12 protein-coding genes, 1 tRNA gene and 1 pseudogene are annotated in these 15988 nt (G+C 71.3%); 5 read left to right on the top strand and 9 right to left on the bottom strand.

The features are described from left to right. Window positions 1-7: 7 nt before the first annotated feature. From NRP21_RS28070 to NRP21_RS22545, 5 genes are all read left to right on the top strand, one after another. On the top strand, window positions 8-157 hold the full coding sequence (locus NRP21_RS28070; protein WP_408639651.1) for a biotin/lipoyl-containing protein: 150 nt from the start codon (window positions 8-10) through the stop codon (window positions 155-157). 59 nt (window positions 158-216) lie between these two features. Further along, entirely contained in the window at window positions 217-3531 is a 3315-nt protein-coding gene (locus tag NRP21_RS22560) for a DEAD/DEAH box helicase (protein WP_257718498.1), read from the top strand. A gap of 12 nt (window positions 3532-3543) precedes the next feature. Then, window positions 3544-4614: a selenide, water dikinase SelD gene (gene selD / locus NRP21_RS22555; RefSeq protein WP_257718497.1), complete on the top strand. Its 1071-nt coding sequence runs from the start codon at window positions 3544-3546 to the stop codon at window positions 4612-4614. 46 nt (window positions 4615-4660) lie between these two features. After that, on the top strand, window positions 4661-5017 hold the full coding sequence (locus NRP21_RS22550) for a hypothetical protein (protein ID WP_257718496.1): 357 nt from the start codon (window positions 4661-4663) through the stop codon (window positions 5015-5017). Between the two features lie 77 nt (window positions 5018-5094). Beyond that, complete coding sequence (locus tag NRP21_RS22545; RefSeq protein WP_257718495.1) at window positions 5095-5547, top strand: nuclear transport factor 2 family protein; 453 nt, start codon at window positions 5095-5097, stop codon at window positions 5545-5547. 57 nt (window positions 5548-5604) lie between these two features. Here the strand turns inward: NRP21_RS22545 and NRP21_RS22540 are convergent, their stop codons facing one another. The 9 genes and pseudogenes from NRP21_RS22540 to fdnG all read right to left on the bottom strand — a co-directional run bounded on the left by NRP21_RS22540 (window position 5605) and on the right by fdnG (window position 15923). Next, window positions 5605-5985 carry a hypothetical protein gene (locus tag NRP21_RS22540; RefSeq protein WP_257718494.1) on the bottom strand — a complete coding sequence of 127 codons (381 nt, stop codon included), beginning with the start codon at window positions 5983-5985 and terminating at the stop codon, window positions 5605-5607. A 14-nt stretch (window positions 5986-5999) separates the two neighbouring features. Next, window positions 6000-6095: transfer RNA gene (locus tag NRP21_RS22535), tRNA-Sec, on the bottom strand. A gap of 102 nt (window positions 6096-6197) precedes the next feature. Continuing rightward, window positions 6198-8015 (bottom strand): annotated as a pseudogene (gene selB, locus NRP21_RS22530) (selenocysteine-specific translation elongation factor); the annotation flags it as partial. Then, window positions 8012-8782: a tetratricopeptide repeat protein gene (locus tag NRP21_RS22525; protein WP_257718493.1), complete on the bottom strand. Its 771-nt coding sequence runs from the start codon at window positions 8780-8782 to the stop codon at window positions 8012-8014. The gene NRP21_RS22525 and the pseudogene selB, both read right to left, overlap by 4 nt. Further along, window positions 8769-10157, bottom strand: coding sequence for an L-seryl-tRNA(Sec) selenium transferase (selA, locus tag NRP21_RS22520; RefSeq protein ID WP_257718492.1), 1389 nt, complete (start codon window positions 10155-10157; stop codon window positions 8769-8771). The genes NRP21_RS22525 and selA overlap by 14 nt, the downstream gene beginning before the upstream one ends. 5 nt (window positions 10158-10162) lie before the next feature. Beyond that, a complete protein-coding gene (fdhE, locus tag NRP21_RS22515) occupies window positions 10163-11086 on the bottom strand; it encodes a formate dehydrogenase accessory protein FdhE (RefSeq protein WP_257718491.1) in 924 nt (307 codons plus the stop codon). 40 nt (window positions 11087-11126) lie between these two features. Beyond that, entirely contained in the window at window positions 11127-11807 is a 681-nt protein-coding gene (locus tag NRP21_RS22510) for a formate dehydrogenase subunit gamma (RefSeq protein ID WP_257718490.1), read from the bottom strand. Beyond that, the gene (fdxH, locus tag NRP21_RS22505; protein ID WP_257718489.1) at window positions 11807-12823 is read right to left on the bottom strand and encodes a formate dehydrogenase subunit beta; all 1017 of its coding nucleotides are present in this window, start codon (window positions 12821-12823) and stop codon (window positions 11807-11809) included. Before fdxH ends, NRP21_RS22510 begins: the two co-directional genes overlap by 1 nt. Window positions 12824-12836: 13 nt before the next feature. Beyond that, window positions 12837-15923, bottom strand: a complete 3087-nt coding sequence (fdnG, locus tag NRP21_RS22500; protein ID WP_257718488.1) for a formate dehydrogenase-N subunit alpha — start codon at window positions 15921-15923, stop codon at window positions 12837-12839. Window positions 15924-15988 lie beyond the last annotated feature (65 nt).

The following is a 15988-nucleotide window of genomic DNA, read 5'->3' as shown; positions in this document are numbered from 1 at the left end:
CGGGGCAGTGCTGCTGGTGATGGAGGCAATGAAGGTCCAGATGCGCATCACCGCCCCGGCAGAAGGCGCCGTCGCCACCATCCTCTGCTCCCCAGGCGAACTGGTGGACGACGGAGCCGAACTGGTCTCCCTCGCCGCGGGCCGCACGGAGGGCTGACACCCTTCCCGCCCCTCCCGCGTTCTGAAGCCACTTCAGGACGACCAGGGGGAACACGCATGGCAGCGCTGGCAGCGGAACCGGAGGGCCTTCTGGCCGCCGGGCTGGTGGAGCGCGCCGAGAGCGCGGGCGCCGCGATCCATGTCGCGCGCAGCGAGGCCCGCGCCGCCCGCCTGGCCCGCGCCGCCGCCGCGCTGGCGCCCGGCATGGCGGTGCTGCACCTGCCGGGTTGGGATTGCCTGCCCTATGACCGCGCCTCACCCTCCCGCCAGGCGATGGGCCAGCGCATGGCCGTGCTGAAGGCCCTGGCGGCGCGGGACGAGCGCCCCGTGCTGCTGATCGCCGGCATCGAAGCGGCCACGCTGCGCCTACCCCCGCCCGAGACCTACGCCGCGATCACCCTTCGGCAGGGCGATCCGCTGGACATCCCCGCCCTGGAAGCCGCGCTGGAGCGACTGGGCTACGTGCTGGACGAGCGGGTGGACGAGCCCGGCGAGGCGGCGCTGCACGGCAGCGTGCTCGACGTCTACCCGCCCGGCGGGGAGGCCCTGCCCTGCCGCGTGGAGCACGAGGAGGGGCGGATCACCTCCATCCGCCACTACGACCCGCTGACCCAGCGCAGCCTGGAGGACGCGGCAGAGTCCGTCACCCTCGGCCCCGCTTCCGAGGTGGTCTGGCCCGAGGGATCGGAGGAGCGGCACGCGCCAGGGCTGGAGCACTCTCTGGCGGAGATCTACCCCGATCTCGTCACCCCCTTTGCCCTGCTGCCCGGCGCCCCCGTCTCCCTCGACCCGGAGGTGGAGGAGTTGCGGCCCCAGCGCTGGGCCGAGGTGACGGATGCCCACCGCGCCCGCATCACCCTCGCGCCGCTGGAGGAGGGCGCGCGCCGCCCGTCCGACCCGGCCCGCCTGCACTTGGATGACGCGGCCTGGGCGGAGGCGATGGGGGGCCGCGAAGTGACGGCCCTGGAGGAACCGCCGGAGGAGCCCGAGGGCACCACGCCTCGCTTCATCGAGGCAGAGGAGCCGGAGGAGGCCTTCCTCTCCTTCCTGGAGGAGCGCGTGGCGGAGGGCGGCCGCGTGGCCCTGGCGGGGCGGGAGAGCCGCCGCGGCCGCGCCCTGTCCCGCCTGGTCCGGCAGCGCCTGGGCTGGGAACCGGAGCGGTACGCTGACTGGGCCGCGCTGCGCGCCGCAGCCCCCGGCCGCTTCGGCCTGATGGACGGGATGCTGGACGCCGGCTTCGCCGCCGGCGACATCACCGTCATCGCCCCCGGCGACGTGCGCCCCGCCGCCACCCGCAAGCGGGAGGCGGAGCAGCAGGCCGCGCTGGGCCTGATGGGCACGGCCCTGCAGCCCGGCGACGCGGTGATCCACATGGACCACGGCCTGGGCGCCCTGCGCGGGGTGGAGACGGTGGAGGCGGGCGAGGCCGCGCTGGACACGCTGGTGCTGGAATATGCCGGCGGCGCGAGGCAACTCGTGCCGCTGGACGAGATGGACCGGATCTGGCGCTACGGCGCGGAGGCGGAGGGCGTCTCCCTGGATCACCTGGGTAGCGAGTCCTGGCCGAAGCGCCGGGCGCAGGTAGAGGGGCAGGTCGCCGCCACCGCCCGCGCGCTGGAGGAGATGACGCGGGAGCGCGGCGCCCGCACCGCCCCCGTGCTGCGCCCGCGCGGCGGCGCCTATGCTCGTTTCGCCGCGCGCTTCCCCCACGCGCTGACGCCCGACCAGGAGGAGGGCATCAACGCCGTGCTGGCCGACCTCGCCTCCGGCCAGCCGATGGACCGGCTGGTCTGTGGCGACGTGGGCTTCGGCAAGACGGAGGTGGCGCTGCGCGCCGCCGCCGTGGCCGCGCTGGCCGGCAAGCAGGTGGCCGTCATGGCGCCCACCACCGTTCTGGTGCGCCAGCACCTGACCACCTTCCGCCGGCGCTTCGCGGGGATGAAGGTGAACGGAAGGACAATCCGCATCGAGCAGCTATCCCGCCTCTCCAAGCCCGCCGAGGCGAAGGCGGTGAAGGCCGGGCTGAAGGATGGAAGCGTGCACATCGTGATCGGCACGCAGGCGCTGACCGCGAAGGGCGTCGCCTTCGCCGATCTCGGCCTGCTCGTCATCGACGAGGAGCAGCGCTTCGGCGCGAAGCAGAAGGAAGCGGCGCGGAAGCTGGGGGCGGATACCCACCTCCTGTCCATGACGGCAACGCCCATCCCGCGCACGCTGCAGTCCGCTTTGGTGGGGCTGCAGGAGCTTTCCGTCATCGCCACGCCCCCGGGCCGCCGCCAGCCCATCCACACCGTGCACGTGCCGATGGACGACGCCGTGCTGCGCCAGGCCCTGATGCGGGAGAAGCGGCGCGGCGGGCAAAGCTTCGTCGTCCTCTCCCGCATCGAGGACCTGCCGGACATGCGCAAGCGCGTGGAGGAGCTGCTCCCCGAGCTCTCGATCATCGAAGCCCATGGCGAGCTGCCGGCGGAGGAGGTGGACACCGCCCTGGTGCGCTTCGCCGAGGGCGATGGCGACGTGCTGCTCTCCACCAACATCGTGGAGACCGGGCTGGACGTGCCGCGTGCCAACACAATGCTGGTCCACCGCGCGGACCGCTTCGGCATCGCGCAGCTGCACCAGCTTCGCGGCCGCGTGGGGCGCGGGCGGGTGCGGGGCAGCATCGTGCTGATGACCGACCCGGCCGATCCGCCCTCTCCCCTCACCCTCAAGCGGCTGAAGGCGCTGGAGGCGCATGACCGCGTGGGCGCGGGCTTCGCCATCAGCGCGCGCGACATGGACCTGCGCGGCGCGGGCGACCTGCTGGGCGAGGAGCAGGCGGGCCACGTCAAGCTGATCGGGCTGGACCTCTACCAGCACCTGCTGGACCACGCCCTGCGCGAGGCGCGGGGGGAGACGGTGGCGGAGGGCTGGACACCCCAGATCTCCATCGGCGTCCACGCCGGCATCCCGCGCGAGCACGTGGAGGAGGAGGCAGTGCGGGTGGAGCTGCACGCTCGCCTGGCCTCCATCCTCCGCCGTGGCGACGCGGTGGCGCTGGGCGACTTCGCGGAGGAGGTGGAGGACCGCTTCGGCACGCCGCCCGAGCCGCTGGCCAACCTCCTCGCCCTGGCCTGGCTGCGCCTGCGCTGCCGCCGCCTGGGGATCGCGGAGCTGAAGGTGGGCCCGAGCGCCGCCGCCGCGGCCTTCCGTGGCGAGCCGCCCCCGGTCGAGCCGCCCCTGGAGCGAAGGGGCGAGCGGATCGTGCTGCCGCGCGAGAGCAAGGACGCCGCCGGCCAGCTGGCCGCCGCGACGGAGCTGCTGGACCGCCTCTCGAAGCGCCGCAAGAAGGCGAAGTCGGCCGATTTGGAGGAGGCTCGCCCGGCGGCGTAGAACCCCTCCGTCATGCCAGGACTGGAGGACACGATGGACGCCTATCCGCAAATCCGCCTCACGGAACTCGCGCACGGGGGCGGCTGCGGCTGCAAGCTGGCGCCCTCGGTACTGCAGAACCTGCTGGCGGGGCAGGCCATGGCCGCGCCCTTCAGCCAGCTCCTCGTCGGCACGGAAAGCTCCGACGACGCGGCGGTGTGGCAGGTGAACGACGAGCTGGCCATCATCGCCACCACCGACTTCTTCATGCCGATGGTGGACGATGCGCGCGACTTCGGCCGCATCGCCGCCACCAACGCCATCTCGGACATCTACGCCATGGGCGGGAAGCCGGTGATGGCACTGGCCATCCTCGGCATCCCCGTGAACAAGCTGGAGCCCGCCGTGGTGCGGGAGATCCTGGCGGGCGGCACCTCCGTCTGCGCCGAGGCAGGGATCCCCGTCGCGGGCGGGCACTCCATCGACTGCCCGGAACCGGTCTACGGCCTCGCGGTCATCGGCCTCATCCACCCTTCCAAGGTGCGCCGGAACACGGGCGCACGGGCAGGCGACGCGCTGATCCTCACCAAGGGCCTGGGCGTCGGCATCTACTCCGCCGCCATCAAGAAGGGCGCGCTGCCGGACGGCGCCTATGACGAGATGATCGCCTCCACCACCCTGCTGAACCGCATCGGGGCGGAGCTGGCGGAGGACCCGGCGGTGCACGGCATCACGGATGTCACGGGCTTCGGCGTGCTCGGCCACGGGCTGGAGATGGCGTGCGGATCGGGCGTCGCGCTGCGGATTGAGGCGGATGCCCTGCCCTTCCTCGCCCACGCCGCCGAACTGGCGGAGGCGGGGCACATCACCGGCGCCTCCTACCGCAACTGGGACAGCTATGGCGCGGGCGTGGAACTGCCCCCCGGCCTGCCGGACTGGCGCCGCGCCCTTCTGACCGACCCCCAGACCTCCGGTGGCCTCCTTGCCGCCTGCGCGCCGGAGGCGGCGGAGGGAGTGCTGGAGCGCATCAGGGCTGCGGGATACCCTCTGGCCCGCCGCATCGGCACCGCCGAGGCCGGTGCGCCGCGCGTGGTGGTGACCTGAGGCCGCCTCGCGCGTTCCAACGGGCATGAAGGACGGGAGCAGGACGATGCGCCTTGGGGCAGGGATGATCGCAGTGCTAGCCGGGCTGGCCCTGGCGGCCCCCGCTATGGCCCAAGGCGCGGCCCAGAACCGGCCGGGCCAGCCACCCTCCGCCCAGAGCACCGCGGGGGCGGAGTGCAACGCGGGCGGCAAGGCCGAGGAGGCCACAGGGCCTGCCCCCGCCGCGCGCGACGGCACCGCCCCCGGCAACGCCGGCTCCACGGGCTGGAGCGGCGGCACGGGCGGTTCCTACATCGGCAACAATCCCCAGGGCGCCTCGCAGCGTTCTGCCACCTGGCAGCCGCCGACCTCGCGCGGGCTGGACCCGATCGGCGCGCCGCTGCGCCCGCGCGCCGCCTGCTGAGTCCTTCCCGGTAGCGCCGCAGGCGACTTCCTCCTAGCCTCCGGCCGGTGCCGGAGAGCACACGAGGAGAACGTCCCATGTCCCAGTCCCGCCGCCAGATCGGGTTCAGCGCCGCACTCGGCGCCGCCCTGATGGCTGCCGCGCCCCTCGCGGCCCAGACGAACGACCAAGCCGGCGTCGCCGAGGCCGTGGAGGCGCTCCGCCAGGCCATGCTCGCGGCCGACCGCGCGAAGCTGGAAGCGATCGCCGCCGATGCGCTGACCTACGGGCACTCCTCCGGCCGCGTGGAGAACAAGGAGCAGTTCGTCTCCGCCATCGTGGAGGGGCGGAGCGTGTTCCGCAGCATCAACCTGACGGAGCAGACGGTCGCCACGTCCGGCGACGTCGCGATGGTGCGCCACATCCTCTCCGCCGAGACCGCGGATGGCGGCCGCCCCGCGACGGTACGGATCGGCGTGCTGCTGGTGTTCCAGAAGCAGGCGGGCGGCTGGAAGCTGCTGGCGCGGCAGGCCGTGCCCCGTCCGGCCTGAGGACGTCCTATCGGCTGAGCGGCTTCATGCCCTGGTCTGCTTCCTGGGGCGATCCGCTCAGTGCGGCTTCTGCTCGTCGAGCCGGAGCCGCAGACCGTCGGCGTTGAAGAACTCGCCCTCCCGGATCAGGGAGCGGTCCTCGTGCAGCTTGCGCGTCAGGGATTGCAGCCGCGCCCTCGCCTCCGCGTCCGGCACCAGCCCTTCGCGCCCGGCGCGGAAGAACACGGCCGCGTCCCAGGGCACCTTCGCGCCGGCGAAGAGCTGCACCATCTCCGGCCACCGCGTCTCGTCGCCCATCACGTGCAGCCAGGCGGAGCGCAGCGGCTCCACTGTGCGGTCCGTGATCCGCAGCAGCACGAAGAGCACGGTGAAATCCCCGGCCGCGCGGTGCGTGGCGGTGATCCAGTCGTCGAAGTCGGTTTCGGCGGGCGCGGTCATGCGAGTGCACCGGATGGCGGAAGAGAATGGGAGTCGAACCCACCCGGGACAGTCTCGCTGCCCCACCCGGATTTGAAGTCCGGACGCCCCACCGGGGACGATTCTCCTCCAGCATCGGTGGACATGCGGAACTCGTCCGCACGGTGCGGATTTATGCGGCGCAGGTCCCCCCGGCGCAAGGTGACGCCGTGGCGGTCCAGGAAGTCGAGGATCTGGATCGCGACCTTGCGACCGTTGTCCATCCTGTCGCGGAAGGCGGCGGCGGTGATCCAGCCATCGGGCGCGGCCGCGGCCACGTCGCGCGCGATCTCCACCATCTCCGCCGTGGTGGCGCGGAGGAAGAAGTGGTCATGCGCCACCTGGTCCACGCGGCCCAGGCGCGCGCAGAGCTTCATCACACGCCGGATCTCCGGCTCCGCCGCGCCCAGAACCGGCACGAGGTCGCGCACGCGGGGCGGGCGGAAGCGCGCCTCGCCGCCGAGATGCGGCACGGCGGCCTCGTAGAGCGCCTCGTCCGCCGGGTTCAGTCGCACCTCGTGCCCGGGCAGGCGCACGAAGGCGCCCTCCAGCACCACCGCGCGCTCCGCGGCCAGGCGCTCCAGCGCGGCCAGGAAGGCGGGCTGCGGCAGGCGGGGGCGGGCGAGCATCCGCAGGCGCTCCCGCCCGATGCCCTGGATGTCCGGGTTCTCCTCGTGGTAGCGGCCCGCCTCCTCCACCAGGCTGGCGCGGAACGCCGCCCACTGGCCTGCGGAGAGCGCGGTGCGCCGCCCCCCCGCCTCCAGCATCACGGCCATTCCAGCCAGCGCGGCTTCCTGCGCCGGCCCCAGCGCGTGGTCGCGCGCGAAAGCATCCAGCTCCACGGAGAAGGGCGGCAGGTCCAGCAACCGCGCGAAAGCCTCCGGCGCGGGGGCGGAAAGCGCCTCGAGCACCGCCATCCGCTCCGGCGTGCGCCGCTTGCGCGCGGGCGCCCGCAGGTCGAGGAAACGGCCGCCGCCGACCGTGCGCTGGGCGGAGACGTCGCGCAGGATGAAGCGGTCCCCCACCGCCGCCGCGATCGGGCGATCCAGCACCAGTTGCACGGCCCCACGCCCGCCCGACGCCACCGGCCCTTCCAGCGGAACCAGGCGCGCGCCCACCTCCTCCCCCGCATGGTGCAGGCGCGCGGGGAACCACTGGCCGATCGGCTTCGGCTCGCCTTCCAGGGCGTGGAACTCGGCGTCGATGCGGTCGGTGGGCGCGTGCAGGGCAGGGTCGAGGACCATGTCTCCGCGCGAGACGGCGTCCTTCGACACACCCTCCCCCGCCAGGTTCAGCGCGCAGCGCTGCCCGGCAACCCCGCGCGCGGCGGGCCGGTTCTGGGCGTGGATGGACCGCACGCGCGCGGCGAGGCCGAGCGGGCTGATCACCACCGCATCCCCCACCGAGACGGCGCCGGACAGCACCGTGCCCGTCGCCACCGTGCCCGCGCCCTGCAGCACGAAGCTGCGGTCCACGGAGAGGCGGAAGCGCCCGCCATCGTCCCGCGCGCGCGTCTCCGCCTCGGCCCGCGCCAGCAAGCCCTTCAGCTCGCCGATGCCTTCGCCGGTGATGGCCGAGACGGGGATGATCGGGGCGTCGCGCAGGGCGGTCGGCGCCAGAAGATCGCGGATCTCCGCCTCCACCTCCGCACGCCGCGTCGCATCGGCCAGGTCCGCCTTGCTCATCGCCACCGCGCCGCGCGCGATGCCCAGCAGGTCCAAGATCGCCAGGTGCTCGCGCGTCTGCAGCATCACCCCGTCATCGGCGGCCACCACCAGCAGGGCGAAGTCGATGCCGCTGGCGCCCGCCAGCATGGTGTGCACGAAGCGCTCATGCCCCGGCACGTCCACGAAGCCGGTGACATGATCACCTTCCCCCGCATAGGCGAAGCCGAGCTCGATGGTGATGCCGCGGGCCTTCTCCTCCTTCAGCCGGTCTGTCTCCACTCCCGTCAGGGCGCGGACGAGGGCGGTCTTGCCGTGGTCGATATGCCCGGCGGTGCCGACGATCATGGCAGGGGCTCCTTCGCCCGGCGCTCCGCCGCAGCGACGCCGGCCGGGTCCAGCGCGGCGCGCACGGCGGGAACAAAGGGGCGGGCCAGGGCACTGCCCCCGGCCTCGGCGCGCAGCAGCCAAGCGAGGGCCGCCACCCCATCCTTCTCCACGCCGGCGCCGAGATGATGCGCCGCACCGAGCATGGCCTGGCCATCCGCATCGCCCAGCGCGGCGGCCCTGGTCCACCAGCGCGCCGCCTCCGCCACGTCCCGCTCCACGCCCATGGCGTGATGGTACAGCATGCCGATCCGCGTCATCGAGGACGCCACGCCCTGCGCCGCGGCCTTTTCCGCCCATTCGCGTGCCTGCGCCGGATCGGCGGGCATCACCTCGCCCTCCAGCAACATCCAGCTCAGCATGTCCTGGGCGAGCCCATCGCCCGCCTCGGCGGCGCTCCGATAGAGATCGGCGGCACGGGTGAAGTCCGCCTCCACCCCGCGGCCGCCGCGCAGGAGCAGCGCCGCAAGATTGCGCTGGCCCGGAGGATGCCCGGCCTCGGCCGAGAGGCTGAGCCACTTCAGCGCCAGGGGAGGATCCTGCGGCACGCCCATGCCCTCAGCGAAGCAGGCGCCGATATTCGCCTGCGCCCGCGCATCCCCGGCCCGCGCCAGGGGCTCCCACAAGGCCAGGGCGGTCGCGCAATCCCCGGCGCGGAAGGCCGCGAGCGCGTCCTCCATCGGGTCTGGAAGCGGCGCGGCACGCCGGAAGCGGTCAAGCCAGCCCATGTGTCCCCGGCAAGGCGGAGAGGCTCTCCAGGAAGGCGCGCTCATCCGTCAGGCAGCGCAGGTCCAGCACCAGCGCGCCGTCCCTCACATGGCCGATCACCGGGCGCGGCAGATCCCGCAGCGCGGCCGCCAGCGCCTCCAGGTCCCGCCCGCGCGGCGCTGTCAGGCGAAGGCCGGCGCTCGGCAGCGTGTCCACGGGCAGGGCGCCGGAGCCGATCTGGCTGCGGCAGGCGCAGACCTCCACGTCGATCCCCGCCGGCAGGTGCTGCGCCACCAGCGGGAGCAGCCGCCGCGCCTGGGCCTCGATCTCCGGCCCCTTGCGCGCCAGCAGGCGCAATGCGGGGATCCGCTCCGCCAGACGGTCCGGGTCGCGGTACAGCTTCAGCGTCGCCTCCAGCGCGGCGATGCGGATCTTGTCCATCCGCAGTGCCCGCTTCATCGGGTTGCGGTTGATGGCGGCGATCAGGTCCCGCCGCCCGACGATGAAGCCCGCCTGCGGCCCGCCCAGCAGCTTGTCGCCGGAGAAGGTGACGATGTCCGCCCCCTCCGCCACCGCCTCCCGCACCGTCTGCTCCTTCGCCAGCCCCCAGCGCGACAGATCAACGAGCGTGCCGGAGCCGAGGTCGTTCATCAGGGGCACCCCGGCCTCCCGCGCGATGGCGGCCAGCTCCGCCCCGCCCACCTCGGCCGTGAAGCCCTCGATCCGGTAGTTGGAGGGATGCACCTTCGCGATCAGCGCCGTCTCCGGCCGGATCGCGCCGCGGTAGTCCTTGGGGTGGGTGCGGTTCGTCGTGCCCACCTCCACCAGCCGGACGCCTGCCTGTGCCATGATGTCCGGCATGCGGAAGGCGCCGCCAATCTCGATCAGCTCCCCGCGGGAGACGATCGCCTCCCGCCCCGCGCCCAGCGTGTTCAGCGCGATCAGCACGGCGGCAGCGTTGTTGTTCACCAGGGTGGCGTCCTCCGCCCCCGTCAGCTCCCGCAGCACGTCGCGCAGGTGGTCGTCGCGCTCGCCGCGCCGGCCGGTCTCCAGGCTGAACTCCAGCGCGACGGCATCGCGCATCGCGGCGGCAGCGGCCTCCACCGCCTCCTCGGCAAGTAGCGCGCGGCCGAGATTGGTGTGCAGCACCGTGCCGGTGAGGTTGAACAGGGGCCGCAGGTTAGACCGATGCCGCGCCGCCAGCCCCTTCCCGGCGGTGGTGACGATGGCGGCGGCGTCCGGCAGCGCCCCCGCCGCCCGCGCCTCGGCCAGCGCCGCGCGCACGGCCGCCGTCACCTCCGCACGGCCGAAGCGCGTGACCAGGGGCGCGCACTCCGCCGCGCCCAGCACGCGGTCCACGGAAGGAAGGGCCCGGAGGGCCGCCTTGTCCGGCACGGCGCCTAGTAGCCGATCAGGAAGGGATCGAAGCCGGCCCGCCGGTACTCGGTGCCCTGCATGAGCAGGTCCAGCCCCAGGCTCGCCACGTCATCCGCCACCGGCTCCAGCGAGGGATTGTGCCTGTGGTAGAGGATCTTCACCCAGCTCCGGCAGGAATCGCAGGTCTCGGCCTTAATGGCCGGCTCCGCCCCGCCCTCATCGGGCGCCTTGTAGCCCACGCCCTTGGTGGAGCCGCAGGCCAGGCACTTGATCCGCACCTCGTTCCACTGTGTTCCGCAGAAGGCGCAGGCGGCGTAGCGCGCGCCCTCCGCCCCCGGCCGCTCCACCACCAGCGATGCGGCGGGCGGCCCGCCGCAGACCGGGCAGACCCCCATCTCCACCGGAACCAGCTTCGCGGCATCCAGCCCGGAAGCGAGCCGCGCCGCCTCGATCTGCGCGGCGGCGGAGAGGAAGAGGTGCTGCGGGATTGCCTCCAGCGGGATGGCATCCGCCACCACGTTGCCCAGCATCTCCCTCATGGACTCCTCAGGCGCCCGGCGCAGCCATTCCAGCGCATCCTGCGCCGGCTGGGGCTTCGGCACGGGCACCATGGCGTCCAGGAAAGGCCCGATCACCGCGCGCAGCCCGGGGGAGTCCCGGAAGGCGTTGCGGTCCAGCGGCGGCATCTTGCCTTCCCTCGCCCGCTCCACCTGGGCGGCGGGGATGGGCTCGGGCGGGGGCAAGGTGTCGGCCACCGCCGCCTGCGCCTCGCACAGCCCTGCCAGGAAGCGCAGATAGGGGGAAAGATCCCCCGCCTGCCCCAGCGCCGCGAAGCGTTCCGCCCGCGCCCGGAACAGGCGGCGCGGGTCGGGCAACACGGCGAAGGGGGGCGGGAGAAGGCGCCCGATCGTGGAAGGATCGGGCTGGATGCTCTCGAAACCGGACATGTCACCTTCGGCGGGCCGGACCGGCCACGCCCCTTCTATCTTACTCGGCCGGATCAACCCGCTTTTGCGCGGCGATGTCCCGCAGCCACTTGCGGTGGTGGCGCCAGGCCCAGCCCGCCGTCACGTCGCCCCGGGTCATGGCCCGAAGCGTGCCGCGCGTCCAGATGCCCGCATAGACGTGCAGGATGAACACGCAGATCGCCAGAACCGCCGCGATGGAGTGGGTGATCACCGCGATCCGGCGGACCGGGATGTCCACGTAGTCGGCGAAGTACTGCTCCCAGATCAGGACGCCGCTGACGATCAGTACCAGGATCAGCCCGGCCATGGACCAGAAGATGAACTTCTGGCCGGCATTGTACTTGCCGAGCTCCGGCAGCCGCTCCTCATGCCCGCCGACCACGTCCTTGATCTTCGACAGCCACACCCAGTCCACCCGCTGCGGCAGGTTGGCCCGCCAGAGCTGGAAGAAGAAGATGAAGAAGCTCACGAAGAGCAGTACCCCGATCCAGGGGTGCAGCGCCCGCGTGTTCTGCCCGCCTCCGAACAGGCCCGTGAGCCAGTAGAGGGAGGGCGTGAACAGCGCGAGGCCGGAGAGCGCCAGCAGGATCAGGCTGGCCGCCGTGACCCAGTGGTTCAGCCGCGCCAGCGGGCCGTAGCGGCCCACCGTGCTCGGCTTGCCGGGGTGGATGACATCCCCGGGCTGGATACGCTCCACCATCAGGCGCGCTCCCCGCCGTCCGGATAGGTCTCCGGCTTCGGCGGCGGCACGGGCTTGCCCTCCACCAGTCGCTCGCCGTGCTCGTCATCCTCCTCCGTCACCCGGTTGGGCCGGGCGAAGACGCCGTGGATGAGGCTGCCGGCCGCCAGGAAGCCCATGGCGGCCAGGCCGACATACTTCGTCACGCCCTTCCAGGTCTGCACGATCGGGGAGATGCGCGGGTTCTCCGGCAGGCCGGCATAGATGTTCGGCTTGTCGTTGTGGTGCAGCACGTACATCACATGCGTGCCGCCCACGCCCGGCGGATCGTAGAGCCCCGCATTGGCGTAGCCACGGGACTTCAGGTCCGCGATCCGCCCCTCGGCATGCCGCTTCATGTCCTCCTTCGTGCCGAACACGATCGCCTGGGTCGGGCAGGCCTTCGCGCAGGCCGGGCCCTGGCCGACGGCCACGCGGTCCGAGCAGAGGGTGCACTTGTAGGAGCGGTGATCCGCCTTCGAGATGCGGGGGATGTTGAAGGGGCAGCCCTTCACGCAGTAGCCGCAGCCGATGCAGTTCTCGTGGATGAAGTCCACGATCCCGTTCGTGTACTGCACGATCGCGCCCGGCGCCGGGCAGGCCCGCAGGCAGCCCGGGTCGGAGCAGTGCATGCAGCCATCCTTGCGGATGAGCCACTCCAGGTTGTCCGTCTCCGGGTTCACCCACTCCGTGAACCGCATGAGGGTGAACATGTTCTCGGTGAGGTCACGGGGATTGTCGTAGATCCCGTGATTCGATCCGATGTCCGGCTTCGTGTCGTTCCACTCGATGCAGGCCGACTGGCAGGCCTTGCAGCCGATGCACTTGGAGACGTCGATCAGCTTCGCCACGGGGGTGAGCTGCCGCTGCGGGGGCGGCAGGTCACTGGTGGCGGAGCGGCGGATGAGGTCCGCCTCTCCGAAGCCTGCGGCCACGGGCGTGACCGGCGGGTTGGAGACCGCGGTGCGCGGGCTCTGGTAGGTCGTGCTGCCGCTCATGACTGCACCCCCTTCACGACTGAACGCCGGGAGCCGTGGTCGGCTCCAGGTTGACGAGGAACGCCTTCACCGCCGGCGTCTCGATGTTCGCCTCGCCCACGGGCATGGTCAGCGTGTTCACGCTGTGGCCCTTCTTCGCAGCGCCCATGAAGCCCCAGTGAATGGGCACGCCCACCACATGCACCTCCTTGCCATCGCAGATCAGCGGGCGGATGCGCTTAGTGACGACGGCGCGCGCCTTCACCGATCCGCGCTTGGACCACACGCGCACCCAGCTCCCGTTCTCCACTCCGCGCAGCGCCGCGAGCTGCTCGGAGATCTCCACGAAGAACTCGGGCTGCAGCGTGGCATTCACCACGTTGTGCTTCGTCCAGTAGTGGAAGTGCTCCGTCAGCCGGTACGAGGTCGCGAAGAACGGGAACTCGTCCGCGTTGCCGAAGCGGCCGACATCGCTCTCGAAGACGCGGCCGACCGGGTTGCCCCGCATGCGGCGGTTGAACACGTTCTGCACCGGGCTCTCGAACGGCTCGAGATGCGCGGGGAAGGGCCCGTCCCGCATCATGCCCCGGGCGAAGAGGCGCGAGACCCCCTCCTGGTTCATGATGAAGGGCTGCACCTCGCCGGGCTTGGACGTCGGCCCGATATCCGGAACGTCGTCGCTCACCCATTTCGTGCCGTCCCACTCCAGCAGCTTGCGGCTGGGATCCCACGGCCGGCCCTGCGTGTCCGCCGAGGCCCCGTTGTAGAGGGTGCGGCGGTTCAGCGGCCAGGCGAAGGTCCAGTTCGGGTGCGTGCCCAGGCCCGAGGGGTCACGGTTGTCCCGCCGGGCCATGTTGTTGCCCGCCTCGTTGAAGCAGCCGGAGTAGATCCAGCAGCCGCACATGGTGGAGCCGTCGTCCCGCAGCTGGGAGAAGTTCACCACCTGCTTGCCCGCCGGCACCAGCACCTTGGACGGATCGGCCGGGTCCTTGAGATCGACGAGCGCGCGCCCGTTGATCTCGCGGGCCAGCTCCTCCGGCTCCGGCTCACGCGGGTTATGGTAGTCCCAGGAGAGGTTCAGGACAGGGTCGGGGAAGGCGCCCCCTTCCTTCTTGTACAGCTCCCGCATGCGGAGAAGGATCTCCGCCATGATGGCCGTGTCCGGCTTCGCCTCGCCCGGAGGCGTGGCGGAGGGCCAGAACCACTGCAGCCAGCGCCCGGAATTGGTGAGGGACCCCTCATCCTCCGCGAAGCAGACGGTGGGAAGCTGGATCACCTCGGTCTGGATGCTCTTGGTGTCCACGGCGTTGAACTCACCGTGGTTCTCCCAGAAGCGCGCCGTCTCCGTCTCCAGCGGGTCCATCGTGATGAGGAACTTCAGCTTGGAGAGGGCCGAGGTGACCTTCGCCCGGTCGGGAACGGCCATCAGCGGGTTGAAGCCCTGGCAGATGTAGCCGTTCACCCGCCCCTGATTCATCAGCTCGAACATCCGCAGGATGTCGTAGGCCGGGACATCCAGCTTGGAGAGGTAGTCGTAGCACCAGTCGTTCGAGGCCTGCGCCACGTCGCCCCACATGGCCTTCTGGAAGGAGACCATGAACTTCGAGTAGTTCTGCCAGTAGCTCGTCTGGCCCGGGCGCAGCGGCTTGAACTGCCGCGACTTCATGTAGGTGGCGTAGTCGGGTTCCGCCTCCGAAGGCATGTTCAGGTAGCCGGTGAGGAGGTGGGACATCAGCCCCAGATCCGTCAGCCCCTGGATGTTGGAGTGCCCGCGCAGCGCGTTCATGCCGCCACCGCGCAGCCCGATGTTGCCGAGGATGAGCTGCAGCATCGCCATGGCGCGGATGTTCTGCGCGCCGTGGGAGTGCTGGGTCCAGCCCAGGGCGTACATCGACGTCATGACCTTGTTCGGCGCGGACGTCTCCGCGACCATCTGAGCCACCCGCAGGAACTTGTCCTTCGGCGTGCCACAGATGTTCGACACCATCTCCGGCGTATAAACCGAGACGTGCTGCTTCAGCAGGTTCCAGACGCAGCGCGGGTGCTGGAGCGTCGGGTCGACCTTGGCGAAGCCGTCCTCCCCGATCTCATAGTCCCAGGTGCTGCGGTCGTAGTCCCGCTTCTCCTCGTCATAGCCCGTGAACAGGCCGTCCTGGTACCCGAAGCCCTCCTTCACGATGAAGGCGGCGTTCGTGTAGGCCTTCGTGTACTCCCACTGCACCTTGTCGTTGGTGATGCAGTAATTGATCAGCCCGTTCAGGAAGGCGATGTCCGATCCCTGCCGGATCGGGGCGTAGAAGTCGGAGACGGAGGCCGTGCGGGTATAGCGCGGGTCGACGACGATCAGCTTGGCGCCGCGATGCGCCTTCGCCTCCGTCACCCACTTGAAGCCGCACGGGTGCGCTTCCGCCGCATTGCCGCCCATGACGACAACGAGGTCGGCGTTCTTGATGTCGGTCCAGGAGTTCGTCATCGCTCCACGGCCAAATGTCGGGCCCAAACTGGACACCGTGGGGCCGTGTCAGACGCGCGCCTGGTTATCGAATCCGACGATCCCGAGGGCCTTGGCGACCTTGAAGGTCGCCCAGGCCGTCTCGTTGGTGGTGGCGGAGGCGGCGAGCATGCCGGTGGTGGTCCACCGGTTCACCGCCAGCCCGTCGTGGTTCTTCGCCACGAAGTTCGCGTCGCGGTCGTCCTTCATCAGGCGCGCGATGCGGTCCAGGGCGAAATCCCAGCTCACCCGCTCGAACCGGTCCGAGCCGGGCTTGCGGATCATCGGGTACTGCAGGCGGGAGGCCGACTTCACGAAATCCTTCAGCGCCGCACCCTTGGGGCAGAGCGTGCCGAGATTCGTGGGATGGTCGACGTCGCCCTCGATGTGGATCAGCTCGGCGCGCTCGCCCTTGCGGCGGTCACCCTTCGAATAGGCGATGATGCCGCATGCCACCGAGCAGTAGGTGCAGATGCTGCGCGTCTCGTTCAGGTTCGCGAGCTTCAGGGGCCTGACATGGGCCGCGACCGCGGCCTCCGCCTCACTGAAACCCATTGCCCCGAGTGACGTACCAGCAACGCCCGCGCCGGCGACCTTCAGCAGGCCGCGCCGCGAGAGTTCCATGTTCATGTGGCCCTCCCAGACCTAGTGCCGCATTACGAGATAACACTTGGAGTAGTACCCGGTTCCCGCAA

The organism is Roseomonas populi (assembly GCF_024594815.1).
Taxonomy (GTDB): Bacteria; Pseudomonadota; Alphaproteobacteria; order Acetobacterales; family Acetobacteraceae; genus Roseomonas; species Roseomonas populi.
Note: the sequence above shows the minus strand (reverse complement) of the source record. Positions and strands in the feature narration are given on the sequence as shown.

Excerpts from the sequence above, each read along its gene's own strand:
- selD (WP_257718497.1), top strand. The coding sequence starts at position 3,544 with ATGCCAGGACTGGAGGACACGATGGACGCCTATCCGCAAATCCGCCTC.
- fdhE (WP_257718491.1), bottom strand. The coding sequence starts at position 11,086 with ATGTCCGGTTTCGAGAGCATCCAGCCCGATCCTTCCACGATCGGGCGC.
- NRP21_RS22550 (WP_257718496.1), top strand. The coding sequence starts at position 4,661 with ATGCGCCTTGGGGCAGGGATGATCGCAGTGCTAGCCGGGCTGGCCCTG.
- fdxH (WP_257718489.1), bottom strand. The coding sequence starts at position 12,823 with ATGAGCGGCAGCACGACCTACCAGAGCCCGCGCACCGCGGTCTCCAAC.
- NRP21_RS22560 (WP_257718498.1), top strand. The coding sequence starts at position 217 with ATGGCAGCGCTGGCAGCGGAACCGGAGGGCCTTCTGGCCGCCGGGCTG.
- NRP21_RS22545 (WP_257718495.1), top strand. The coding sequence starts at position 5,095 with ATGTCCCAGTCCCGCCGCCAGATCGGGTTCAGCGCCGCACTCGGCGCC.
- NRP21_RS22510 (WP_257718490.1), bottom strand. The coding sequence starts at position 11,807 with ATGGTGGAGCGTATCCAGCCCGGGGATGTCATCCACCCCGGCAAGCCG.
- NRP21_RS22525 (WP_257718493.1), bottom strand. The coding sequence starts at position 8,782 with ATGGGCTGGCTTGACCGCTTCCGGCGTGCCGCGCCGCTTCCAGACCCG.
- NRP21_RS22540 (WP_257718494.1), bottom strand. The coding sequence starts at position 5,985 with ATGACCGCGCCCGCCGAAACCGACTTCGACGACTGGATCACCGCCACG.